The organism is Jeotgalibacillus terrae, assembly GCF_016908195.1.
GTDB lineage: Bacteria > Bacillota > Bacilli > Bacillales > Jeotgalibacillaceae > Jeotgalibacillus > Jeotgalibacillus terrae.
The window spans coordinates 147,121-170,187 of sequence record NZ_JAFBDK010000008.1; the positions used below are offsets into that span (position 1 = coordinate 147,121).

General features: G+C 43.4%; 35 protein-coding genes and 2 pseudogenes. 8 read left to right on the forward strand and 29 right to left on the reverse strand.

The genetic code is table 11. From position 1 onward, the window contains the following. Positions 1–47: 47 nt before the first annotated feature. The 4 genes from JOD21_RS10200 to JOD21_RS10215 all read right to left on the reverse strand — a co-directional run bounded on the left by JOD21_RS10200 (position 48) and on the right by JOD21_RS10215 (position 2,123). Complete coding sequence (locus JOD21_RS10200) at positions 48–527, reverse strand: GNAT family N-acetyltransferase (protein WP_204729524.1); 480 nt, start codon at positions 525–527, stop codon at positions 48–50. After that, positions 521–1,096, reverse strand: a complete 576-nt coding sequence (locus JOD21_RS10205) for a protein kinase (RefSeq protein WP_204729525.1) — start codon at positions 1,094–1,096, stop codon at positions 521–523. The genes JOD21_RS10200 and JOD21_RS10205 overlap by 7 nt, the downstream gene beginning before the upstream one ends. A 6-nt stretch (positions 1,097–1,102) precedes the next feature. Next, positions 1,103–1,477 carry a DUF1992 domain-containing protein gene (locus tag JOD21_RS10210; protein ID WP_204729526.1) on the reverse strand — a complete coding sequence of 125 codons (375 nt, stop codon included), beginning with the start codon at positions 1,475–1,477 and terminating at the stop codon, positions 1,103–1,105. An 82-nt stretch (positions 1,478–1,559) separates the two neighbouring features. Then, positions 1,560–2,123 carry a helix-turn-helix domain-containing protein gene (locus tag JOD21_RS10215; RefSeq protein WP_204729527.1) on the reverse strand — a complete coding sequence of 188 codons (564 nt, stop codon included), beginning with the start codon at positions 2,121–2,123 and terminating at the stop codon, positions 1,560–1,562. Positions 2,124–2,422: 299 nt separating this feature from the next. On the opposite strand from JOD21_RS10215, the gene JOD21_RS10220 reads away from it, so the two are divergent. Beyond that, positions 2,423–3,385 carry a DMT family transporter gene (locus JOD21_RS10220; RefSeq protein WP_204729528.1) on the forward strand — a complete coding sequence of 321 codons (963 nt, stop codon included), beginning with the start codon at positions 2,423–2,425 and terminating at the stop codon, positions 3,383–3,385. 116 nt (positions 3,386–3,501) lie between these two features. Here JOD21_RS10220 and JOD21_RS10225 read toward each other — a convergent pair whose 3' ends face one another. Genes JOD21_RS10225 through JOD21_RS10240 form a run of 4 tightly spaced genes read right to left on the reverse strand, consistent with a single transcriptional unit; the run spans position 3,502 to position 5,751 of the window. Continuing rightward, positions 3,502–4,368, reverse strand: coding sequence for an aminoglycoside 6-adenylyltransferase (locus JOD21_RS10225; RefSeq protein WP_204729529.1), 867 nt, complete (start codon positions 4,366–4,368; stop codon positions 3,502–3,504). After that, positions 4,365–4,562 carry a DUF4083 domain-containing protein gene (locus JOD21_RS10230; protein WP_204729530.1) on the reverse strand — a complete coding sequence of 66 codons (198 nt, stop codon included), beginning with the start codon at positions 4,560–4,562 and terminating at the stop codon, positions 4,365–4,367. The genes JOD21_RS10225 and JOD21_RS10230 overlap by 4 nt, the downstream gene beginning before the upstream one ends. Beyond that, positions 4,555–5,289 carry an MOSC domain-containing protein gene (locus JOD21_RS10235; RefSeq protein WP_204729531.1) on the reverse strand — a complete coding sequence of 245 codons (735 nt, stop codon included), beginning with the start codon at positions 5,287–5,289 and terminating at the stop codon, positions 4,555–4,557. Before JOD21_RS10235 ends, JOD21_RS10230 begins: the two co-directional genes overlap by 8 nt. Positions 5,290–5,310: 21 nt before the next feature. Continuing rightward, positions 5,311–5,751 (reverse strand): NUDIX domain-containing protein, encoded by a 441-nt coding sequence (locus tag JOD21_RS10240; protein ID WP_204729532.1) that lies wholly within the window; start codon positions 5,749–5,751, stop codon positions 5,311–5,313. A gap of 164 nt (positions 5,752–5,915) precedes the next feature. Here JOD21_RS10240 and JOD21_RS10245 point away from each other — a divergent pair, with 164 nt between their 5' ends. Then, complete coding sequence (locus JOD21_RS10245; RefSeq protein WP_204729533.1) at positions 5,916–6,380, forward strand: hypothetical protein; 465 nt, start codon at positions 5,916–5,918, stop codon at positions 6,378–6,380. 34 nt (positions 6,381–6,414) lie between these two features. Here JOD21_RS10245 and modB read toward each other — a convergent pair whose 3' ends face one another. The 5 genes from modB to JOD21_RS10270 all read right to left on the reverse strand — a co-directional run bounded on the left by modB (position 6,415) and on the right by JOD21_RS10270 (position 9,290). After that, positions 6,415–7,071 carry a molybdate ABC transporter permease subunit gene (gene modB, locus JOD21_RS10250; protein ID WP_204729534.1) on the reverse strand — a complete coding sequence of 219 codons (657 nt, stop codon included), beginning with the start codon at positions 7,069–7,071 and terminating at the stop codon, positions 6,415–6,417. A 3-nt stretch (positions 7,072–7,074) separates the two neighbouring features. Beyond that, on the reverse strand, positions 7,075–7,830 hold the full coding sequence (gene modA / locus JOD21_RS10255; protein WP_204729535.1) for a molybdate ABC transporter substrate-binding protein: 756 nt from the start codon (positions 7,828–7,830) through the stop codon (positions 7,075–7,077). A gap of 127 nt (positions 7,831–7,957) precedes the next feature. Continuing rightward, positions 7,958–8,428: a hypothetical protein gene (locus JOD21_RS10260; protein ID WP_204729536.1), complete on the reverse strand. Its 471-nt coding sequence runs from the start codon at positions 8,426–8,428 to the stop codon at positions 7,958–7,960. Positions 8,429–8,536: 108 nt separating this feature from the next. Next, positions 8,537–9,058 (reverse strand): GrpB family protein, encoded by a 522-nt coding sequence (locus JOD21_RS10265; RefSeq protein ID WP_204729537.1) that lies wholly within the window; start codon positions 9,056–9,058, stop codon positions 8,537–8,539. Between the two features lie 52 nt (positions 9,059–9,110). Beyond that, positions 9,111–9,290, reverse strand: coding sequence for a hypothetical protein (locus JOD21_RS10270; RefSeq protein WP_204729538.1), 180 nt, complete (start codon positions 9,288–9,290; stop codon positions 9,111–9,113). Positions 9,291–9,532: 242 nt separating this feature from the next. Here JOD21_RS10270 and JOD21_RS10275 point away from each other — a divergent pair, with 242 nt between their 5' ends. Then, complete coding sequence (locus JOD21_RS10275) at positions 9,533–10,126, forward strand: MEDS domain-containing protein (protein ID WP_204729539.1); 594 nt, start codon at positions 9,533–9,535, stop codon at positions 10,124–10,126. Here JOD21_RS10275 and JOD21_RS10280 read toward each other — a convergent pair. After that, positions 10,104–11,060 carry an NAD(P)/FAD-dependent oxidoreductase gene (locus JOD21_RS10280; RefSeq protein WP_239581535.1) on the reverse strand — a complete coding sequence of 319 codons (957 nt, stop codon included), beginning with the start codon at positions 11,058–11,060 and terminating at the stop codon, positions 10,104–10,106. The two genes, JOD21_RS10275 and JOD21_RS10280, sit on opposite strands and share 23 nt — an antisense overlap. Before the next feature lie 111 nt (positions 11,061–11,171). Here JOD21_RS10280 and JOD21_RS10285 point away from each other — a divergent pair, with 111 nt between their 5' ends. Further along, positions 11,172–11,585: a VOC family protein gene (locus tag JOD21_RS10285; protein WP_204729540.1), complete on the forward strand. Its 414-nt coding sequence runs from the start codon at positions 11,172–11,174 to the stop codon at positions 11,583–11,585. Positions 11,586–11,625: 40 nt separating this feature from the next. On the opposite strand, the gene JOD21_RS10290 is transcribed toward JOD21_RS10285, so the two are convergent. The 8 genes and pseudogenes from JOD21_RS10290 to JOD21_RS19635 form a co-directional block, all read right to left on the reverse strand. Further along, the gene (locus tag JOD21_RS10290) at positions 11,626–12,567 is read right to left on the reverse strand and encodes a sensor domain-containing diguanylate cyclase (protein ID WP_204729541.1); all 942 of its coding nucleotides are present in this window, start codon (positions 12,565–12,567) and stop codon (positions 11,626–11,628) included. Between the two features lie 206 nt (positions 12,568–12,773). Beyond that, the gene (locus tag JOD21_RS10295) at positions 12,774–13,424 is read right to left on the reverse strand and encodes an SDR family oxidoreductase (protein ID WP_204729542.1); all 651 of its coding nucleotides are present in this window, start codon (positions 13,422–13,424) and stop codon (positions 12,774–12,776) included. Positions 13,425–13,505: 81 nt separating this feature from the next. Continuing rightward, on the reverse strand, positions 13,506–14,012 hold the full coding sequence (locus tag JOD21_RS10300; protein WP_204729543.1) for a redoxin domain-containing protein: 507 nt from the start codon (positions 14,010–14,012) through the stop codon (positions 13,506–13,508). An 89-nt stretch (positions 14,013–14,101) separates the two neighbouring features. Beyond that, complete coding sequence (locus JOD21_RS19630; protein ID WP_204729544.1) at positions 14,102–14,305, reverse strand: GNAT family N-acetyltransferase; 204 nt, start codon at positions 14,303–14,305, stop codon at positions 14,102–14,104. A gap of 32 nt (positions 14,306–14,337) precedes the next feature. Next, a complete protein-coding gene (locus JOD21_RS10310) occupies positions 14,338–14,547 on the reverse strand; it encodes a hypothetical protein (RefSeq protein WP_204729545.1) in 210 nt (69 codons plus the stop codon). A 110-nt stretch (positions 14,548–14,657) separates the two neighbouring features. Beyond that, positions 14,658–15,161 carry a cupredoxin domain-containing protein gene (locus tag JOD21_RS10315; protein WP_204729546.1) on the reverse strand — a complete coding sequence of 168 codons (504 nt, stop codon included), beginning with the start codon at positions 15,159–15,161 and terminating at the stop codon, positions 14,658–14,660. Between the two features lie 67 nt (positions 15,162–15,228). Next, a pseudogene (locus JOD21_RS10320) lies at positions 15,229–15,960 on the reverse strand (alpha/beta hydrolase); the annotation flags it as partial. 77 nt (positions 15,961–16,037) lie between these two features. Next, positions 16,038–16,185: pseudogene (locus JOD21_RS19635) on the reverse strand (alpha/beta hydrolase); the annotation flags it as partial. 122 nt (positions 16,186–16,307) lie between these two features. Between JOD21_RS19635 and JOD21_RS10325 the strand changes: the two are divergent. Next, positions 16,308–17,168, forward strand: a complete 861-nt coding sequence (locus tag JOD21_RS10325; protein WP_239581537.1) for an MBL fold metallo-hydrolase — start codon at positions 16,308–16,310, stop codon at positions 17,166–17,168. Between the two features lie 72 nt (positions 17,169–17,240). Next, positions 17,241–17,981: a YqjF family protein gene (locus JOD21_RS10330; RefSeq protein WP_338032896.1), complete on the forward strand. Its 741-nt coding sequence runs from the start codon at positions 17,241–17,243 to the stop codon at positions 17,979–17,981. 16 nt (positions 17,982–17,997) lie between these two features. On the opposite strand, the gene JOD21_RS10335 is transcribed toward JOD21_RS10330, so the two are convergent. The 5 genes from JOD21_RS10335 to JOD21_RS10355 all read right to left on the reverse strand — a co-directional run bounded on the left by JOD21_RS10335 (position 17,998) and on the right by JOD21_RS10355 (position 20,965). After that, positions 17,998–18,297, reverse strand: a complete 300-nt coding sequence (locus JOD21_RS10335; RefSeq protein ID WP_204729548.1) for a putative quinol monooxygenase — start codon at positions 18,295–18,297, stop codon at positions 17,998–18,000. 15 nt (positions 18,298–18,312) lie between these two features. Continuing rightward, entirely contained in the window at positions 18,313–18,948 is a 636-nt protein-coding gene (locus JOD21_RS10340; protein WP_204729549.1) for a nitroreductase family protein, read from the reverse strand. A gap of 23 nt (positions 18,949–18,971) precedes the next feature. Then, positions 18,972–19,406: a MarR family winged helix-turn-helix transcriptional regulator gene (locus tag JOD21_RS10345; protein WP_204729550.1), complete on the reverse strand. Its 435-nt coding sequence runs from the start codon at positions 19,404–19,406 to the stop codon at positions 18,972–18,974. A 192-nt stretch (positions 19,407–19,598) separates the two neighbouring features. Beyond that, a complete protein-coding gene (locus tag JOD21_RS10350; protein ID WP_204729562.1) occupies positions 19,599–20,096 on the reverse strand; it encodes a cupin domain-containing protein in 498 nt (165 codons plus the stop codon). An 80-nt stretch (positions 20,097–20,176) separates the two neighbouring features. Then, a complete protein-coding gene (locus JOD21_RS10355; protein ID WP_204729551.1) occupies positions 20,177–20,965 on the reverse strand; it encodes a putative hydro-lyase in 789 nt (262 codons plus the stop codon). A 133-nt stretch (positions 20,966–21,098) separates the two neighbouring features. Between JOD21_RS10355 and JOD21_RS10360 the strand changes: the two genes are divergently transcribed. Next, a complete protein-coding gene (locus JOD21_RS10360; RefSeq protein WP_204729552.1) occupies positions 21,099–21,275 on the forward strand; it encodes a hypothetical protein in 177 nt (58 codons plus the stop codon). 4 nt (positions 21,276–21,279) lie between these two features. Continuing rightward, positions 21,280–21,786, forward strand: coding sequence for a hypothetical protein (locus JOD21_RS10365; protein ID WP_204729553.1), 507 nt, complete (start codon positions 21,280–21,282; stop codon positions 21,784–21,786). 7 nt (positions 21,787–21,793) lie between these two features. On the opposite strand, the gene JOD21_RS10370 is transcribed toward JOD21_RS10365, so the two are convergent. Both JOD21_RS10370 and JOD21_RS10375 read right to left on the reverse strand, forming a co-directional pair. Further along, positions 21,794–22,294, reverse strand: coding sequence for a hypothetical protein (locus JOD21_RS10370; RefSeq protein ID WP_204729554.1), 501 nt, complete (start codon positions 22,292–22,294; stop codon positions 21,794–21,796). After that, positions 22,291–22,809, reverse strand: coding sequence for a DinB family protein (locus JOD21_RS10375; protein ID WP_204729555.1), 519 nt, complete (start codon positions 22,807–22,809; stop codon positions 22,291–22,293). Before JOD21_RS10375 ends, JOD21_RS10370 begins: the two co-directional genes overlap by 4 nt. Between the last annotated feature and the right edge of the window lie 258 nt (positions 22,810–23,067).

The following is a 23,067-nucleotide window of genomic DNA, read 5'->3' on the forward strand; positions in this document are numbered from 1 at the left end:
CTGTCACTGTTATCTCATTTCCGAGTAAAACAATCAAGAATGATGGACTAGAGAATGCGCTGGGTCATTAATTCCTTAAAATGCGTGTAATCACGATAACGATCAGTTTTTAAAAAACCATGTTTTTCATAAAAATGTGCGGCTTTTACAGTGTCCGTGAATAGTACGATCCTATGAAAGTGATCAGCAGATAAAGAAAGGATATGTGCAAGCAGAATCGCCCCAACACCTTTTCCCCGATCAGCGCTCCTGACATAAAAACGCCTGAGCCTGCCAGTCGACATATCGCCTGCTGACTTCTGACGATTGATCCCACCAATCGCAACCACATCACTACTCGAATTCATGATGTACCAAAGCCCTTCACCTTCCAAAGAAAAACGGTTTGACTCACTCTCATAGTCATCTTCAAGCCTTTGCAGAAAACGAAAACCTTCCGACAGGCTTTCATCTATCAGGCTGCTAATATCCGGCAGAGGGTCTGCAGGATTAACTCTATGTATATGAATATCATTGTTATTCAACATTTCCCACACTCCACACAGCGCCGGTCCAGATCATGCTCTCCGTAGATTCGGAGCTCTTTTTCAATCCCGCAAATTCGGCAGACTTCGAAATAAATCTGCGGAATCACCCCGGCATCCGCCTCCGGTACCCACTCCTGTTCATACCGCTTTTTCGTCATACCATAATCAATGAATACCATTCGTGAGGAAGCATCCACACCAAAGTTTCCGCTATCCTTCAGATCAAAGCTGTCAAACTCACGATCCAGCAGTTCCAGCAGTCTAAGATGGTCAGCAGTCAGCCTTTTATCATCAGCAGAAAGGTCATATGTCTGAAAGTCCTTCAGGTCAAGCGGACTTGCAAACGACTGGACCGCATATTCCTCATGCACTTCTTTCACTTCTGCAAAATACGAACGATATCCACGACGCTCCATTTCCTGATAGATCAGCTTCTCCTGCATCGACTGCTCATAACCGACCTGATGGAGATGGACTTTGATTACTTCATTCCCGGCCCGGTACACTTTTCTTGTAGATCCAATCCCGAGGAAATTCTCTTTTGTACAATAAGCTTTCCAGTTCTTCAACTTTCTTTACCCCCAGATCCGCCTTGCGCTCTCCAGATCATTGGGGGACACAGGCATCTTCTGAAGAGGCGGCGGACAGGATTTATTGTGTTCAGCTATTTTCTTATTAATCTTTGATACTTCTTTTTTTAGATGAGCTGCGTCCAGACTTTCAAGACCTCGCAGCCTGTCGCTGATCTCGTGCTGCAGCTTTAACCAAAGCGGCTTATATCCGGCATCTTTTGCGATTTTTTGAAAATGCTGAAACGTATCTCCGGAGAAATACTCTTTCGGAATCTTTTCTCCCGTTCCTTTCAGATTGTCCATGCCGCCGGTTTTTGAGTAGTCCTTTAAGATATCACCAATCAGATCATGTTTAGGCTGCTGTTCAAAATCACTCATTTGAAACACCCCTTTATTTTCCTTTTTCCAGCATACCATATCCCTTTTTAAATAATCTGACTATTCACTAATTCTCCATATCTCAAATGGTGTAAATCATGACAAAATGTAATACTGCTCTTTCATTTGACCGGTTAATATACGCATGTTTCTGATCCGCATTGAATTTGATCGAATCAAACTGCTCCAGTTTATACTCATCTTCTCCAACTCGGACAATCACCGCTCCTTCCATGACAGTAATATATTCCTTTACACCAGGCTGATGGGCATCCGCTTCATACACACCTTCCGGATTCAGATAACCTTTATGCAATTCGATTGATCCCTGCACCTGGGTTGTAAAAATCGGTTCCAGCTTAAGCGACTGATCTTCACTTAACACGCTGTTCCCGCTCTTTTTAAGCAGCGTGACTTCCTGGTTTTCTACTAGTAATGAGGAGATCGGAATCCGAAGACCATTTGCGACCTTCCATATAATCGCCAGCGAAGGGTTCGCTTCTCCACGTTCAATTTTACCGAGTGTTAATTTGCTGACACCTGTCAGATCAGCCAGGTTTTCTAGTGTCAGCTCTCTTTCTTTTCTCAGTTTCCTCAAGATTTTACCGACCTGTTTTGTGAATTGATCCGGATTGATGTGTTCCAATGATTTCCCTCTCCATTCTGATGTCTTTGATGAATTTGGCTGGTGATTTCCGCTTCAGGGGAACGCTTTCCGCATGGGTGCGCCGTTTTGTGGCGCCATCTCGCCTCCTCGCGCTTCGCACTGCGGGGTCTTACCTGTCCGACTTCTCCTGCTGGAGTCGTCCCCTTCCGCTACAATCACCAGCTGCGCTAAAACAGCGCTTATTTATAATAAATCTTTAAAAAGCTTGCACTAATCACCAAAAAGTATATTATAGTATACATTATATCATTAATCAGATACTGAAAGAGGTGTTTTAAATGAAGGCTCTGCTGATTGGTGTATTGTCCTCAATGTTTTTTGCTGTCACCTTTATATTGAACCGATCGATGGAAATGGATGGTGGCAGCTGGCTGTGGAGCGCATCACTTCGCTTTATCTTCATGGTGCCGTTTTTAGTGGGAATTGTCTGGATCAGGGGTAACTTGAAAGGATTGTTCAGCGAAATGAAAAAACATCCGCTTGAGTGGATGATCTGGAGCATCGTTGGATTTGTGTTATTTTACGCACCTCTTACATATGCAGCGGCTTACGGTCCCGGCTGGCTGGTTGCCGGCACGTGGCAATTTACAATCGTAGCCGGGCTTTTATTGGGACCTCTTTTTCTGAAAGCTGATGGCAGCAGACATCCCATTCAATTCAGAGCTTTACTTATTTCCTGTATCATTCTGACTGGTGTCATACTGATTCAGGTTCAGCAGGCTGATGAGTTAAGTGCAGGTGCATTATTGATAGGCGCACTCCCGGTTATTGTGGCGGCATTTTGTTATCCGTTAGGCAACCGTAAAATGATGGAATTATGCGGAGACCGCCTTGATACATTTCAGCGGATACTCGGGATGACGTTCGCAAGTCTTCCTGTCTGGCTGATTTTAAGCGGAATCGGGTTTGTGCAGACTGGACCCCCATCCTCAGGTCAGGTCCTGCAGACTTTTATCGTCGCAGTCAGCTCAGGCATTATCGCGACCACGTTGTTTTTTATCGCAACGAACAGTGTGCGGCAGGATCAGGGAAAACTTGCTGCGGTTGAAGCCACTCAGGCGACTCAGGTGCTTTTTGTCATTGCAGGTGAAGCACTGATTTTATCCAGTCCACTGCCAACAGGCATTGCTTCTGCCGGAATCGGACTGATTGTCGTTGGAATCATCGTACATACGTTAAACATGAGGATGGCAAGACGCGGGGTGGCTGTTGTGGCGAAGGGTTCAGGAAATAATAAGTGATGTTCAGAAGATTGCTGGGGTGGTTCAGGAGATTTCACAGCAGGTTCAGGAAATTTCCCGGGTGGTTCAGGAAATCATGACTATGTACCTAATCCCCTCTGCCCACCCACAACGGCTCAAAAAATCTTTCCCGCATTTGCATGGAGCGTTCGGACGCGTCCCACATAGTGCAGCATCGCTTCTTCATCTTCCACAGGATAATGTAAGCCTGTCCGCTCAGCTATTGTTCTGCCGAGCAGCCCAAAAAGCTCAGTCGCTGCATCTACAGCTTCCCACGTGTCTTCTGAGTAAGTTTGTTGGTACAGCTGCCAATAAGATTCCGGTAAATACTGCTTGAAATACTTCCCCATTTTACCCACTGATACCCGGTAATCGTTGTCTCCGCCAATCCACCACTCAATCACCTGATCAAGCGCAGCACGCGTCGTCAGTTCATACATGTGACGCGCATATGGCAGCTCGTCCCGCCATAACCCCTTGGCTACATTCTGCAGACACCACCAGAAATCATTCGTCACACTGTTGAACTCCCCTTCTGAAGGTCTTTTCACATGATAATCCACATCAGAAGCTTCAGGAATCTCCGGTAACGTACCGTCCTTATCCAAGAGCGGAACCGTCAGCGAATCTTCCTTAAAAACCATCTTCATATACTCAAAGGTCTGATAAGAAAGATCAATCCGGTTTCCATCATCAAACAGCATCAGAAAAGCATATCGACCTGGATCCGTTTCAATTCCTTTTCCAGCATCAAGTTCGTCCGGCTGTTGCATCATCAGTAGGGTCCCGAAGTGATTGATCCATGACTGATCATTAATAAATGGTGAGATATCCTGCATGACATACACAATATCGTAATCCTGAAAAATATCCTTAGGTGCGTTAGGGTTTGTGCGTGAACCATTCATATAGACAGCACGGATCCGCTCATCATGTTCTGCAAAACGTAAAATCAGCCCCATCATTTCACTCGCAGACCTCATTTTCTTTCCTGCCTGTCTTCAAGCAATTCAATAATACGGTCCAGCTTCTCATTTGTCTCTTCCGACTTTCTATTTTGTACAGTTTTTGTTACCAGCATCCTCCTGATAAATAGACTGAAAGAAATGACAAACAATACAAGCAGACCTAGCATCATGACTTGAAAAATTATATCCCCTGTACTGAAGTTATCCATTTTTTATAACCTCCCCAACCATCACAATCTCATCACCAACAGACACAACACCCGTCTTTCTGATCGTCGCATACATACCGAAATTATTACCGTGCTTTTGATACACGGTTTTCAAGACAAGCGGATCAATTGCTGTGGATGAAGGATCGATATTTATAATACTGCAGCGCTCACACGGTCTGACAATTTCAATTTCAGCTGAGCCGATCTGCAGCTTCTTACCTGCCATGTGTTCTTCAGAAAAAGGAACGCCATCGGATAGTGTTACAACAAAATTTGGCCGGAACCGTCTCCAGTCTATCTGCTTCCCGGTTTCCTCTTCCAGTGCTGTAACAGATGCTTCGTTGACGATCAGAATATGCTCCTCCTCAATTGCCCCAAGCGGAACGTGCTGTGGTGTATGTACTTCTTTTAAGAGAGTCTTGCCTGCAAGCTGCTGAAATTCTTCAAGGCACCTGTCTTCATGCCAGTAAAACCTCTGCCCATCAGGTGAAGTGATCCGTACTGGCGGATAACTGTTATCTGATTCCTCTCCTTCAAATGCAGCCGAATACCCAACCATTTTAGGGTTCTGGGTAGCTGTATGATAACGTTCACCCTCTAAAAAAGCGTGACTTCTGTCTCCATACAAACCATACGACATCAACCTGGTTTTAACTACCTCTTCACCGCTCAGCGATTTTACAGGATGACGGATAATCGTATGTAATCGCCCGATTGTCTTCATGTTTATTCCTCCTTATAAGACTTAATTCACATCTCCAAGATACACAGCTGTCTTGTCAGTTTCCTGAATAACACGAATCAGCGCCTTAGGGTAAATTCTGTATTGATGAAGTTCTTTTATCGGGAGCCATTCAACACCTGTCTGGTTTGCATCCAGTAAAACCGGCTCTTTCGCTTCCCCACTCACACTGCACTGAAAATAGGATTCAATCTGGTGCACATGCGAGTCGAATGCAGCATATTCATGGTTTTTTCCTATGTATTCTCTTACGTATAACAATTCTCCAGGTTTCACAGTCAAACCCGTTTCTTCCATGCATTCTCTTATACATGCTTCATGCATCGTCTCCCCGTCTTCCTGTCCGCCGCCAGGGAAAATGTAAAATGCACCCTGCTGGTCTTCGTTTTTCGTTAATAAAACTGAATGATCTTTTATGATCAGCGCTTTTGTAGAGTGTCTCATAAATGTAACCCTCCTAATTAGTCGTTCATGTTAACTTTACCATAATGAGCAGCCATTATTTTCTATGACTATGTTACCATTGTCAGTAACAGACTGATTACTTCAGAGGGTCATTCCAACCGTAGTGCAGTAATTCTGTCCGAAACAACGCTGAAGGAGCTTATATGAACAAGAACATACTTAAAAAACTGACCATCCCACTCCTGATCATTTCGCTGGCAGCCGCCATCCTTTTAGGGTTTCAGTATTCCACACAAAAACAGGAAATCTATTATCAGGCCCATCATATGACGCAGAATCATCTTAAACATCTCGATCAATTCCTGGATTATCAGGAATCATTAATTGACGAAGAATGGTCAGCAGCGCAGCAACAGGAGTATGATGCAAGGTATAAGGCGCTTGAATTACATAGTGGATCAACATGGATTTATATTGACCTGAATGATCCGGAAATGACAAAGTATCGCTTGGCATACAGGGATATTGTCATTGAAGCTTATTATTTCTCAGAAGCAGCAACACCTGAAGAACGTACATGGCACCATGAGAATATACTGAAGCTGCGCGGAGATCTTCAGTCTTACTTTGACTATTTGCAGGAAAACCATTCTCCGCCTGAAGCTTAAAAAACAGCATTCGTCACCTCTGACGAATGCTGTTTCATTTCCTTAATCCCTGCACAAGCACCAGCATCACAAATGAAATGCCGACCATACTCGCAACCCAGAGCCAGGCCATCTGCATATTGCCGGATTCTATCGCAAGGTATATAGCTGTTGAGGCAGTCTGTGTGCGTCCCGGAATATTCCCGGCGAACATCAGTGTTGCACCAAATTCCCCGAGTGCTCTTGCAAAGCTTAAAATAAAGCCTGCTATAATTGCTTTCCAGGCAAGCGGGATCGACACCATCAGGAACAGCTTCCATTCCCCGGCACCATCCACGCGTGCTGCATACTCGATTTCTTCATCAATTGATTCAAAACCGGTTTTCGCTGATTGATACATAAGTGGAAATGCCACTACAACAGCTGCAATCATCGCAGCCCACCATGTAAAAATAACCGGCTGCTGAAACAGCCATTCTATGAAATGACCTGCGGGGCTGTTTCTGCCAAAAATCACAATTAATAAAAAGCCGACCACTGTTGGAGGGAGAACCAGCGGCAATAGAAAGATTGTTTCAATGATGGCTTTACCCCTGAAATGCCGGTTCGTCATGATCCTTCCTGCAACGAGACCAAGGATCATGACGACTAAACTCGCAGCAGTGGCAATTTCAAGTGACAGTCTGAGCGGCGACCAGAAATCTGAAGGCATCTGCTAATTCAGCCTTTTAAAGCCAAGCTCTTCAAAGATCGCCATCGCTTCATCACTTTGAAGGTAATCTAAGAAGGCTGCTGCATCTTCAGGGTGCTCAGCATCTGATAATATGCCTGCCGGATAGATAATCGGGCTATGCCACTCTTCATCTGCTGTTGCAGCAATTTTCAGCTGATCTCCTGCAAGCGCATCTGAATGATAGACCACACCTGCATCTACATTACCGGACTCTACATAAGTCAGCACCTGGCGAACGTCTTTTGCAAAGACTATCTGCTCCTCCAGCTCTTCCCAGATTCCGAGCTCCTCAAAAACTTCCTGACTATACTGACCTGCAGGAACAGTTTCCGGCGTTCCGATCGACAGACTTTCAGCCTCTGTCAAATCTTCAAATGTAGCAATATCAAAATCATCGCGAGGCACGATCAGGACGAGTTCATTTCCTATTAGACGGACACTGTCCGACTCGTTAATCACGCCGTCAGACACAAGGTCATCAAAATGATTTTCAGCAGCAGATATAAAAAGATCAACGGGCGCCCCCTGTGAGATTTGCTGTCTCAGGCTGCCTGACCCGCCATAATTGAAGGTCACATCTATATCTGTCTCTGCTTCAAACTGCTCTTCTATTTCTGCCAGTGCATCTTGAAGGCTTGCAGCAGCGGATACAGTCAGCCCCTCGCTGCCTTCTTCTGGCATGCTGGTACACCCGCTGACGAACACCAGCGCACTAAGTCCTAACAACCATTTCTTCATGATCTAAGTCTTCCCTCCGAAAATAAGTTGTTATCAGTATAGCAGAATTCCAACCATCATGATTCACACTCGTTTTCCTGAAAAATAAAAACCCATCCTTTACACAGGAGGGGTTTGAAGATCACGCTTAATCAGCAACCGTGCTTACTGTTTGGCGGTAAGCAGCAGGCGGCATCAGCACGATATTTTCTTTACATTCAATAATGGTATGACAACGTGTAATAAATTGACGGACAATCTCAATGATAGAAAGGACTTCTTTGGGAGAATAATGAATCTGGTGGGCATGCTTTTTTAAGTAGTGTTCAGCTTCATTGCCAAGTTGTGAGATTAAGCAGGTCAGATATGAAGTGGAGCAGCCCAGTACAATGACTTGAGAGGTTAACGCAGACAAATAGCGTTCTTCTTTGACACTCAGGCTGTAACGGCGGTAAGCAGTTGCTTTTAACAGGTAAACCGTATAAGAAAACCATGTCTCGATTTTTTCGCTGTAGGCATAGAAACGGTATTCTTTTTCGGTCAGAAACTCTTCCAACAGCTTCTCAGCTAATACAGACAGACTGAATACAGGAGGATGAAAGCTCTGATTTACGCCCATATCATTTTCCTTTCCTTACATATTTAGACCTATTTTACACCTTACAGAAAATTCATTAAACTGATTTTTCATACATTTAATCCATTTGTAATATTTGTTACAAAATGGTTATTTTTCTTGCAGCTGTTTCCATTGTACTGCTCTGGATTCAAGCTGCTGAACAAAGTCATTTTTTCCATCAATATAGCTTTCTATGTGGTTTGGGTAGGCTTCAGCGAGTTTAACTTTTAAAGCACCATATTCCGCTGCGGCTTCAGGATGCTGTCTCAGATAATCACGTACTGCAACGTGCCGCTCTATCTCATCATTACTTGAAGGGTCATACATATGAACATGGTGCGTACGGTTATCCGCTCCTTTTCTGAAATACCGTCTTCCCGGAAGGCCGTATTCTCCAAGCGCTTCATAGCCAAGGTCTTCCATTTCACTTGCCAGCTGATCTGCAATTTTAATATCTTTCAGGACAGGAAGCATATCGATAATCGGCTTGGCGTGCAGTCCGGGCACAGAAGTACTGCCAATATGATAGATATCAATCAGCTGATCTCCAAATATCACTTTTAATTTTTCAGCTTCTTCTTTGAAAAGGTGAGGCCAATTACTGTTATATGCGCGAACTGTTACTTTCATGTCTGTCTTCCCCTTTCGCCTAAAGTAAAAATAGACTGGCAGCCGCAGTCTATTACTTTACCTTATATTTTTCAGTAGCTTCTTTAAAACGCTGTTCCGGCGAAACAGATTTGCGCTCAAATTCACTATGCATCGTAGAAATCAATAAATACCCGTGAACGATCATCGCGGCTAACGCTGCACCAATCAGAATAAACCCTGCCGGACCGAGAAATGCCAGAGCGGCCCACATAACAGCACCACAAATAATAAAAATCACAAAAAACCCGATATCTCTCACCTCTTTTAAATGGAATAAAATATGTTAATTGGTGAATATTATATCAGATTTTACTTCATGAATGGTTTGAATCCGGTATCTCTTTAAATAGTCAGTACCATTTACACCGGGTATTTCGCATTGCGGATTTTTTTGTTTTAGTCACTTAACTTTAGTATACTAAAAGATAAGACGACTTCAGGAAGGATGATCATATGAAACATTCTCTTCCAGACCTAATAGAAGCACAAAGAAACGTACATGTGCTTTACTCATACGGCGAAAGAGAAATCTATCTTCAGACAGTTTTAACATACATTTTAGACAGCATCAGTGCTAAAGAAATGATCGTTTTGATCGAGAACGAACGGAATTTCCGCCAGCTTATGATCAGGTTAAAAAAACTGGTATCAGTTGAACAATTGGAATATGTTCACTTCATTAACAGCTTTGATTTTTATTTTTCAAGCGGTGATTATAATCCTTCATCTATTACTGCTTATTTTGAAAAAGAAATCGAGCCCTATTTGAATAATAAAAAACCGTTTCGTTCCTGGGCGCATGTTGAATGGAATTCTTCCGATATGCCTTACGAACTCATACATAGTCTGGAAAAAACAATTGATGAAACCGTTAATCAAATTGGCTTTCCTCTTATATGTGCTTATAAAAAAACAGATATGCCTGCAAGTCTGCATTCAATCCTGATTCAGTCACACCCTTACATACTTTCAGAAAATATGTTAAGTCCTGATTGTGAACAGCTTATAGTAAAGCCAAACATGGTCAACTCTGAGCAAAACGGATAATCTGTTCCGCTACTTTTTTACCTGAAATATAAGCACTTTCAACCCGGGTGTGTCCAGATGGATCATCCGGATCGAGAAAAGCATCTCCGCACAGCCAGACTGGATGCTGCTCCAGCTGATAGTATGGAGCATTAAACACCTGTTTGGCCTGTGCATAGCGCCAGCGCTTCAACTGCTTTGAAGCAATTGACAGATCGCCAAGCTGCTCAACTGACAGACGAACAACTTCTTCCATCGCCGCCTCTTCGCGATCAAACCACTTTTCACTCCACTCACCAGTCATGTATATGCTTAAAATCGGGTTGTTAGAAATCCCTTTTTCACCATTATTCACGATTTTCAGGATGCCTTCCGGTAAATCCTGATCCAGCAACCCATATTCTCCAACCTGGATGTTTTCATTTAACTCTATTAACCCTACAAATGCAGGTTCAAATATGTATTCTTTAAGCTTTTGATCTTCCTGTGTCAGATTAAGTGGTGAACCCTCAAGCAATGCTGCCGCCTGAGGTATAGGAGCTGTTATAATGACAGCATCATAATGCAACTGTTCAGAACCTGTAAGCATGATACCACCCTCTTTAGCTGCGATGGTTTCAATCTTTTCATTCAGACGGACATCTAATCCTTCTGCAAGATATTTACCGATTTTGTTCATTCCGTTTGAGCCCACGTATCGCGGGTAAGGGTCCGCAAACCATTCCTTTACAACGCCTGCAGCCTGCCACTCTTTTACCTCCTGCTTCAGTTCATCTGAGCGCACGGTAAAATATACTGCGCCGTGATCAGCCTGACCGTCATTCATTCTTCTTGTCGCCAGCCTCCCGCCGACACTTCTGCTTTTTTCAATGATTTCGACTGTATGTCCTGCTGACTGTAAATCTCTTGCTGCTATTAAGCCTGACATACCGCCGCCGATAATACCGATTTTCAATATGACCTTCCCCTTTCTACACAATAAATTATATCGGAAATTTTTTACACAGGCAGTTATCAATATGCTACACTTTAATGGGATTTAATGTAAATCAAAAGGAGTGTCAATATGTTTAAAGTAGGCAGTGTGTTTATTCCCGTAACTGATCTTGAGTATGCCGCCAAATGGTATCAAAAACATTTTCATGTCAGACTGATTGAACATTTTGAAGGCGGCGCGGGCTTTTACTTCCCTGATAGTGCTGTTCAGCTTGGGCTGATAAAAACAGATTCTCCACAAGATCCTCATTTCAGAGATCATCATGGACAAAAAAATTCATCTTTTAACTTTGTAGCTGATGATATAGCAGCTGTCCATGCTGATTTCACAAATGAAGGGATAAAGGTCAGTCCGCTCAGTGACTTTGGAGGAATGAAGTTTTTCGAATGCACGGATCCGGATGGAAATATTCTAAGTATCGTTGAAGAGGTGCCTGGGTCTCCGTATCATTCTGATGAGATTAAAAAACTTCAGGCAAAATAATTTAAAAAACATGTGACCAGTTCTGCTGTCACATGTTTTTTCAGGTATACTGTTTATTCAACTCTTTATCTTTATACATATTCTTATCTGCTAAAGAAAATAAATCCTTCATCTGTCCATTAGAGGAGGCGGTATATGCCGCTCCAATTGATAGAAAAATCCCGGCTTCTTTACAGCCTGCTCTAACGCGTGCCAACTGTGCTGTCAGGTCAGCCTCATGAATATCCTGAAGCAGCACGACGAATTCATCACCGCCGATTCTTGCAGCGATCGCAGGTTCCTCTACACAGCTTGCCAACTGGTCAGCCGCCTTTTTGATCAGTTCATCTCCTGCAGCATGACCGAATGTATCATTCGTATATTTGAGCTGATCCAGATCACACAGCAGCAGGCCTGCAGATACTGATTTCTCCTCATCAAGCAGTTCAAAGATTTCTTTAAAGTATGTACGGTTATACAAATCAGTCAGACTATCATGATGCAGCTGATATTCAAGTTTTTCCTGCATAATCACACGTTCATCTATATTCCGGAGCATTCCCTGAATCGCAACCAGCCTGCCATGTTCATAGACCGGAGTAGCATACTCTTCAAACCAGCGGTATTCTCCACTCTTATCTTTCCATCGCTGAATAAGGGGCTGATTAAAATCTACCTCGCCAGCAATTTTCTTTAAAAGCAGATCTTTATCATCCGGGTGGACATCCCTGAAAACCACTTCCGGATTCACATAAGCATCTTCATTACTGCCTTTACCAAAAAAATTCTCAGCTGACGGGCTCAAATATTTAAACTTCACGTCTGGATAGACTTCAGCATAATACATAAAATCATTTGGTGTCTCGATTAGATGAATGAACTGCCTATGGTGATCGATGAGTTTAACATATTTTCTATTCAATCGAATATATAGCCACAGGTTTAGCGCACCCGCAAACAGCACGACTGCAATCACTAAAAGCATAGCCTGAGTTTCGCTCATCATCTTCACCGCCAATCATTCACAGAATTTTCCCTGTTATTCACTATACTCTGCTAAAGCATCAGGGGCAACAAAGGATTGGTCATATAAATGAAGAATTATCCAATATGTGAAAATTACCCTTTCGAATCATTTACCCACTAGTACCGGAAACTGAAAAAGGTGCCCAGCTATCAGCTGGACACCTCTTACTTTGCTTCGATTGATTATAGTCCTTTCACAGCTTCTGATACGTCTGTATCTCCGCCGATTACCTGAAATTCTTTCCTGATCGTTGAGTCATTTTCAAGAACTGCAAGCAGAACACGCGCGACATCCTCACGTGGAATCTCACCGCGGTCAACTGACTGTGCCGCCTTTACTTTGCCTGTTCCATCATCATTTGTCAGACCGCCCGGATGAACAATAGTAAAGTCCAGTTCGGTGCCGCGGAGCCATTCATCTGCATAATGCTTTGCAATCACGTATGGTTTAAATGAATCAGGTGCATTTTGAATTTCTTCACGTGTTGTATCATATGAGCTGACCATAACATAACGCTTCACGCCGGCTTTTTCAGCTGCTTGAATCGTCTTAACTGCAGCATCGAGATCAATGGTAGCTGTTTTGTCATCACCTGTATTCGGGCCTGATCCGGCAGTAAATACAATCGCATCTACTCCTTTAGCAGCTTTTACCATATCATCTACTTCACCTTCAAGGTCTACTAATACAGTTTCAGCACCGAGATCCTCAAAATAAGATTTCTGCTCTTCTTTACGGATCATCGCCCGTGCTTCAAAATGATCTGTTTCCTGAATCATCTTTGTTAAGTGTTTACCAACCTGTCCGTTTGCTCCAATAACTAATACTTTCATCAATAACATCCTCCTAGAATATATTACGATTTAATAAGTTCTGTTAAAGCTGTTTAATAAGTAAGCTGGACAATCAATCTGCTATTTCAGATTCTTTCTGATATATGAGATCGTTTTTCTCAGCTCTTTTGCATGCGGGCGTCCAAACGGGTTTGTCTGCCGCTGCTGATATAATACTTTTCCGTGCTCATTCAGCAGGAAGTAGGCAGGTTCAGCATGCTCGCCGTGATCTTCATACGGTGCATCTTCCCCGTGATAGTACACGTCATATGCCTTCAAAAAGCTGAACTCTTCATCAAGCAGTACCGGGAAACTGAACTGATGATCTTTCATCATCTTTTCAAGACTGCTTTTTTCATCATGTGTAATAGTAAGTAATTGAATGTTGTGCTTATCAAAATATCCCATTGTATCTTCAAGCTCATCTAATTCCTCCATACAGGCAGGGCACCATGAGCCGCGGAAGTATATTAGCAGAAACCATTTTTCATCATTCTTTTCAAGCATGTCAGTTAAATGGTACTCTTTTCGATCAAGACCAGTCAGCTTGAAATCAGGTGCCTGATCATTTAACTTGAATACACTCACCAAACCACTCCTCAAAAAGTCAGTATATGTGGTGTATACCCGAATCGTGTCTTTTAAATCAGAGGAATGTGCTCAGTTAACTGTTTCACTTAATTGTGAAGTACATCCTGATATTCTTTATGCTTGTCAAATTCTACTTTTGCGAACGTACAAAGCGGCATGAATTTCTGTTGATCCTCTCTGGCTTTTTCAACGATATGTTTTATAAGCTTTCCGGCAACACTCTTCTGCGGACTGCCGGGTTTGCCATCATTATTGCAGGGTTGTATGTGATCATAAAAGGTCGCAATCAACAGTAAAGGGAAGCCATTATGACGGCTTCCCTTTACTCCTGCTTTAACCAGTATTTAATACGTTTACTTCCCAATACCGCTACAATCAGCAATGCAAAAAGCGTGAGTACCCATACACCCATCTGTCCAGCTTCCCGGATCTTTTCTGAATTCCACAAAACAAATATAAGTGCCGCTGTAAAAGCGATATAAGATAATATATTCGGAATGATCCACATCACAATCAGTCTTTTAGGACTCATGAGTCTCTCCCCTCTCTATTTAGACCTATAAGCTCTTCATTCTCTTTTTCTCGTTATTACTCCTGCTGTTAAAATAAAAAAGCCACTTTTTACAGTGACTTTTAATAGTTTTATGAGGGTGAAATCACCACATTATGACGAACTTCTGATTCATTTTTCCAAATCACGATTGTACCAGGGGAAACGGTGATATCTTCGCCGAATTGAAAGTCCACAATCTCAGATTCAACAGTTCCGCTTACTTCACTGCCTTCTTTTACAGTCACAATCATTTCCATGCGTGTATGAGGATCACAGTTGATGACATACGTTCCCTCCTGATCAAACTGATAGGCAACCTGCTCACCCGGTGGAAATAGTTCTGAAGCAGTTGCACCAGCTACAACTTCTGCCTCGACAGCATCAGCTTCTTCCAACCCATCAGCAGAATCGCTTTCTTCATCAGCCATTGTTTCATTTTGATGTTCCTCATCGGAATCATGGTTTTCCTGAACAACGGTTTCCTCATTTGATTCAGCTTCAACAGCTTCTCCAGTATCTCCTGCAGCACCTTCACCCGAACAGCCGGCCAATGGAAGGGTCAGTAAAAGAGCAATCAACCATCTTTTTCTCATGTCAGCACACTCCTTTTGAGAAGCTAACGATGAAAATGTAAAAATCGATCACTTCATTGATCTTTTCTTACATATAGCTGCCTACAAACCCCCATACCTTATTCCAATAAGTTTCCGGATCAACCTTTTCAGCCTCACCGTGCCCCGCCCCTTCGATAATCAGCTGATCTTTTTCAACGTCAGCCGCTTCATACACATCATCAAGCATCTCAAACGGTACAAATGTGTCCGCGTCTCCGTGAATAAACAGGGTAGGCGTTTCACTCTTCGCCACCTGATCAACAGCGGATGCCTCATATAAATCATAGTCAGCACGAATATTTGTAACCGTATTGGCAGCATTCAGTACCGGAAATTCAGGCAGGCCGAACAAGTCGTCCAGCTGATAAGTAAACACATCGCTCACTGAAGAATAACCGCAGTCCTCCACAATCACTTTTACATTCTCAGGGAGGTCTTCACCTGAGGTCATCATGACTGTCGCACCACCCATAGAAATTCCGAATAAAGCAATCTCAGCATCAGGGTTAAGTTTCACTACTTCATCAATCCACTTCAGCATATCAAGCCGGTCATGCCAGCCCATCCCGATATAATCTCCTTCGCTGTCGCCATGCCCGCGCAGGTCAGGAGCAAGCACGTTATAGCCCTGTTCATGAAAGTTGCGAATATATCTCGTCATACCTGAAGCATCCATCATATAGCCGTGGGCCACAATCGCCCATTTGTCACCTGCTTTATCGTTTTCATAGACATCAGCTGATAACTTAAGGCCATCATCTGACGTAATTGAAAGATCTTCCGGCTGGTGCTCCTGTTCAAACGCTTCATCAGCTGCATCGAGCGCTTCCGCCACCTCAGCCATGACTGCCTCACTCTCAGCCAGGTTCGGGTTCCCTTCCAGAAACTCTTTTTCATCTTTGGCGCTTAGTGCGTAGTTGTAAAAGTAATTTCCCACTGCACCGTACAAAACTACCAGTAAAACTAAAAAAACTGCCGGTATCACAATCCATTTCTTTTTCATTTTGACATCCTTCCATTATTTCCTTGTCTTCCCATTATATCTGTAAGACTGAAAAGAATCTTCTTTTACTGTTTCGAAAAACAAGTTATTCTTTACTCAATGAATAGAAAAGGAGCACGCATATGACTCAACAACTAATGACTTTATCAGACCGCATTTCCTACCTTACCCCCGTCGGACCGACAGACAGACCGATATTAATGTCAGTATCCGGAGACAGACATACATTAATGATTGATGGCGGTAATTCAAAAGCCCATGCTGAATTGTTTTTGGAAAAGCTGAAAGACGAGGGGAAACCTCTGCCTGATCTGACAGCAGTTACACACTGGCACTGGGATCACAGTTTCGGACTTGCTGCACTTTCAATTCCCTCTATTGCATCTGAGGACACGAAAAAAGCGATGAAAGAGCTGATTAATTTTTCATGGGACGATGCGGCACTTGATGAGCGCGTTGCCTCCGGCGTGGAGATTCAATTTTGTGCTGATGCGATCCGTGAAGAATTCAAAGAGCATCGTGATATCAAAGTCGTACTGCCTTCTATTACATTTAAAGATGAGCTGACAGTTGATCTGGGCGGGGTGACATGTGTGTTAAAGCAGGTCGGCAGCGATCATGCGAAAGACAGCACAGTGGTATATGTAAAGGAGGAAAAACTACTCTTTCTTGGCGATGTAACCGCCCCGCTCATGTATGCACCAGTCTGGCATTTTACAGCAGAAGAGACGTTGAAGCTGCTTGACCAGTTAGATCAATTCGACGCAGATACATATGTGATCTCTCACTACAAACCGATTTCGAAAGCGGAATATCAGCAGGAAGCAGCACTTTTAAGAAAGGCTGCAGCGCTGGTGACTGAACATAGAGGTGATCTTGATCAGATGAAGACAGGGCTGTCCACCTTTTACAACAGACCGCTGATTGAAGATGAAATAGACATTCTCATTTACTTTGCTAATGGTGTACCTGAAAAAGCATAAATACATTCACAGCACCTCGATATTAGAAAATCAAAAGCCGCTTGATTATGCTTTTTTCAGGTGGTGATTGATGTGACTAACCCGACAAACCGTAAATGGATCATGGGACAGACCTGGAATGACCTGCTGTTTGCCCATTATCCGGTCAATGAGAAACATCTGCGTCTCCTGCTCCCTGACTGCCTGAGATTAGATACGTATGAAGGGCAGGCATGGGTCAGCGTTGTCCCGTTTGAAATGAGTGATATCTACTTCAGAGGTTTATCTGCAGTGAAATACCGGAAGCGGTTCAGCGAGTTGAATGTCAGAACCTATGTCACATTTAACGGTGAACCGGGCATCTACTTTTTCAGCCTTGATGCCAATAGCCCGCTGGCTGTACAGCTTGCAAACTTATCTTATGCTCTGCCATATCTGCATGCGGATATGAGTGTACAGAAGCATGGAGATACCATTCAATTTAAAAGCAACCGGACTGACAAGCGAACATTAGCCGGCTCTTTTTACGGAAGGTATGCACCTGATGGAGATCCGTTTCAAACGACACCCGGGACGCTCACCTGGTGGCTGACTGAAAGATACGCGCTATATACTGTTAAAAATAACAAGATATTAAAAGGCTCTATTTTTCATGAACCATGGAAGCTGCAACCCGCAAAAGCTTCATTTACATTAAATAATGTTGCTGAAAGCGCAGGGGTTGAACTGCCGCAAACGCCTCAACTTCTCCATTTCGCGCGGAAGCTGAACGTACGTGTCTGGCCTCCTGAGCAGATTGGCATTTTTCATAAAGAAAAGAGATCCGGCACATAACCGGATCTCTTTCACATTAAGATAACTTCAATTCTTCACCCTGAAACATCTGAACAGAAAGCGGTGCGGCCAGAAATGCCGGCGCTTTTTCTGCAAATGCTTTGAAGTGTGCGCTCTCATTATGGTGCTGAACAGCATCCATTCCTGTCCAAAGCTCTACCATCGTGAATGTGTGTTCCTGCTCGATATCTTTTTTCAACGTATAAGAAACATTGCCTTCCTCCTGCTGGGAAGCTTCTGTTAATAGCTTCGCAGCATCAAGAAATGCCTGTTCTTTTGAAGGCTGGATCTGTAATTGTGCAAGTGTAATAATCATCTGACTCTCTCCTTTTTACTTCCACTGAGCGATTTCTTCAATTGGCAGACGGACAGATTGATAGCCTTTTTCTGCTGCCTGACCAATCGAGATCAGCATAACCGGCTGATAGCGTTCTTTATCCATGCCATATGCTTCAGCAATCTGATCTTTTTCATAGCCGCCGATCGGGTTCGTATCATAACCATGAGCACGCGCAGCAAGCATCAATTGCATTGACACAAGCCCCGCATCAATCAGATTCATTTCTTTCATCTGCTGTTCAGGAACTGCGCTTAGCATTCCTTTAATACCAGGAACTTGACGATCTCTAACTTCAGCAGGCATTAATCCTCTTTCAACCGCTGTATCATAAATATCCTCAATATACGCCAGGCTGTTCATATCCACAAATACTGCGATCACAGCAGAAGACGTTTCCACCTGTCTTTGGTTGAACTTTGCAAGCGGCTTAAGCGTTTCTTTTCCTTGTTCGCTGTCAATGACAAGAAAGCGCCAAGGCTGAAGATTAACAGATGAAGGTGCAAGCGTTGCTTCTGTCAAAATCTCTGTCATTTCTTCTTTACTGATTTTTACCGATGGATCATATTCTCGGATTGAACGTCTGCCTGTAATAATGTCTTTAAAATCGTTTGTGATTGTTTTGTTCATTGTAAAAACTCCTTGTATTTAAATTAATCGTTAAAATCATTAACATTCTGCTGGATCCTCGCCAGCTGACCTGATAAATGATTGATTTCTTCTTCAGAGAAATCTTTCAGCACGTGATCAACAAAGCGGTCTTTTTCAGCTTTAAAAGAATCAATCTGATCTCTACCCTGCTTCGTCAGCCTGACAAAGGTGACTCTGTTATCTGCAGGATTTTTCCTGCGGGAAACCATTCCCTTTTCTTCAAGCTGTCTGAGATGCCTGGTTACTGCAGCGTTGTCAATACTGACTTCTTTCTGCAAAGCTGACTGGTTGATTTCATCCACTTCAAAAAGCGCATTCAGCAAGTCCAGCCTGGACTGACTCATGCCTGTGCACCGTTCAAACTTCGGACTCATAAATTTATAAATATCATTTAATTGATAAATGATTTTTCCTTTTTCTGAACAATGTTTCCTCAAAGCATGCACCTCCTGCTAATCATTGAGGGGTCAATTAATCGTTTAAAGCTCTTCATTCGATTGACTTTTACACTATAACACCTAATCATTTGAGGGGTCAAAGGTTTTGCTTAATCATAAGAAAAAGCCTGAAATACGCCTTTTCCCAAGGCATATTTCAGGCTTTCATTCACTTAGAAGTTCTTAAAAGAACTAATAATCTCCCTCAGCTGCCATTGCATCTGCTTTCGTCTGATGAACGGTACCAAACGGGTGATTGGGCGGGGCATAGATTGAATACAGCTTCAGCGGCATACAGCCGGTATTCGTCAGGTTGTGCCACGATCCTGCCGGAATGACGATTGCACAATCTTCAAACACATGGCACATATAGTTCATTTCGTCTTTCTTCGCACCCATTTGTACCAGGCCTTCCCCATGCTCCACTCTCAAGAACTGATCCACATTTGGATGCATTTCAAGACCGATACACTCTCCCGGCATCAGGTTCATGAGAGTTACCTGGAGATACTCTCCTGTCCACAGTGACCTGCGAAATGCATTGTTTTGCATCGTGTCAGCATGAATATTTGTGACAAACGGTGCTGGTCCATGATCCCTCAGGTTATAATCGTGTCCCTGGCAGTGATGATAACACTCGTGATCCGGCATAGCCATCTGACCGGGCATTTGTTGATATCCGTTATGCATATGCAACGCATTCAAATCCTTTCACACGTGATAACCTATTTTATGCTCGGATCAGCAGAGTGTTCACCTCAGTGGTGGAATTATAGGATTGAAAACTCGTCATTCTTCAAATCAGTGATCAGCATATGTCCCGGCGCATGGGTAATCATTAAGCTGGGCTTTACCTGCATGGCAACTGCCTGCGGTGTCACGCCGCAGGCCCAGAATACAGGAATTTCTCCATCCTTCACTGTCACAGCATCACCAAAGTCAGGCTGATTTAGATCCTGAATACCGATTTTAGACGGATCTCCGATATGAATCGGTGCACCATGAACAGATGGAAATCGGCTTGTGACCTGAACCGCCCTGATCGCCTGTTGCTCTGTCATCGGACGCATACTGACAACCGTTGGCCCTTCAAACCGGCCAGCTTTTGTACATTGAATAGAGGTCTTATACATTGGTACATTACAGTTCTCTTCTATGTGTCTGATTGGAATCCCATTTTTCATCATAGCCTCTTCAAAAGTAAAACTGCAGCCAATCAGAAAACCGACCATATCGTCTGTCCAGAGGTCTGACACGTCATCCCGTTCTTCTGTGAATTGTCCATCACGATAGACACGATATTTCGGAATATCTGTCTTTACATTGCTATCAGGCGCCGCAATCGCTGCAGCCTGAGCACCCTTTTCAATCACATCAATGATTGGACACGCCTTTGGATTCCGCTGACAGAAAAGCAGGAATTCAAAAGCGAGCTCCTTTGGCAGGACTGCAAGGTTCGTTTGAATATAACCGTTTGCCATGCCGGAAGTAGGCTTCTTCCATTCGCCGTTCCTGATCATTTCTCTTGCTTTTGCGGGAATCAGCTCTGAGATGTTCATATTATGTATGCCTCCTGTATCGAATTTTTAAGTAACCTTATTCGTCTGATCATATCATACTTCCATAATTGGTATTTCTTTTCCTATCCCCTTCCACTACAATAGAAACAGGGAAAACGTCAGGAGGAATTGGATGACATTCATAACCGGCTTACTGATTGCGCTGTTCGGTATATTTTTGATGAATCTGACCGTGGATGGGCTTGGCACGTTAGGAAACGATATCATGCATGGGACAGGGCTGGTCCTTACGATGGGTGGGATGTATATGGCTGTGAAAGGCCGTAGTGAAGGGGAAAAGAGGGTGTGAAACAATGAAGATATTACCTGCTATTATCATAAGTATAGTTGTAACCTTGTCTCTCATAGCATTCCCGCTTTTTTTCATCTTCTCACAGGTTACTCACGAAGATGGTCAAATTGACCGTGCAGAAGCAGGCGGGTACCAGCTTTCCATTATTCAGGATCAACAGGAGCGGGCATTTCAGTGGACCGTCAGTAATGGAGAACAGACATTAAAGATGAATGAAACAAACTTAAATGAAAACGATTTACTGAATTACAGAGACGCTGTTTATGAAATGGATGGGGCCTTTTCAACAGCTATGATCTCTGGTGCATACATACTCATTGCGTTGATTGTCAGTCTGGTCTTTTTTATCAGAAACAAGCAGGAGCGGAGAAGCCCGCTGATCCTGATCATAGGTGTGATGGTGGGGATAGCGGTATACACCCTTGCTTCAAACACCATGCAGTATCAAAACGCACTGCAGGATGCCTCGTATTATTTTTTCCGGTTATCACAGGGAGCAGGATCTTAAAGATCACTTATGCTTCCTGCTGATACAGAATGTTCCCCTCCTCATCGCTCACAATTACATCTGAGACAGCTGCTTTTGTTTCACTTTTGTTCAGGAGAAAAGCTCCCTCGTCTCCATCAGTCATCGCGCTGTCAGAAGTCCCGTCAGCATATTGAACCGTCACAACATTCGCCTGATCGCTTAGTTCTTCACTGAATACGACACTTGCCGCAACAATATCACCGCTGATAGATCTCACCATGACAGGATCACTTTCTGTCCAGGCGTAGGGTGTAAAGTCACTGTCATATTTTGCAGTGCGGTGTGAAACCTTATACAGCCCTTCCTTCACTAAAATAAACGTCATTCCATTTCCATTCTTAACAGCAATCGGATCCAGTTCATGCTTCTGAACGAATCCCTCAATCTGCTCTTTAGTCAGTGCACTGTTATGAAAAATGCCCGTCACATTGATTATCGTCAGAATGAATACGCCAAGGATAATGGCTTTTAATATTCTTTTATTCACTGATTCTCCCTCCTGACCCGTTTCTTCTGAAAGATCTGTCCGCTGTGCCGCGCTTCATGTTCGATCAGATGATGAATGACCCACTCAGGTGTTACATCATACTCCTCTAATTCTCTTGAGGTCCGCCAGTCAATTTCATTCATCTGCTTGAAATGAAAGCATAGGGTATCTCTGACTTTTTGCAGCCTTTGGATATGCTGTTCAACTGATTCACCTTTAAATGGCTGTAGTTTGCCATTATCCCAGCTCTCATCAGGAAACAAAGCTTCAATCTCACTGTCCCAGTCTCTGCATAAAACTTCACCATACAGCCAGCCTGCCTCCACAGCCGCAATATGATACAGCAGAGTCCCAATCGAATGAAGTCCATCATCGTCAGCGTCTAATTCATCCTGAGTCAGATCACAAATTCTGGAGATCAGTGTTCCCCGCACATCCTCCAGACACCAGATCTGCCGTCCAATATCCGGTGAGTAGCCTGGTAGTGTTTGAATAGATAACTGTTCTTTTGTCATAGATACGCCTCCCTTTATGCCTTGATAAATGAATGAGCCTGAGACAAAACGATGATAATTGTTGTTTGAATTACTTTTTATTGAAATAAATCTTAGTGGAACGGAGCGCAAGGCGGTGACTCCGGGACGATTAGCGGGACAGCTGAGACCCCACAGCCGAAGGCGAGTTATCATGAACAAAACTAGCTCCTTATTCGTACATTCGTAGGTTAACTGGGTATAAGAAAGTAAGAAACCATCAAACCCAATCAGAGCTAT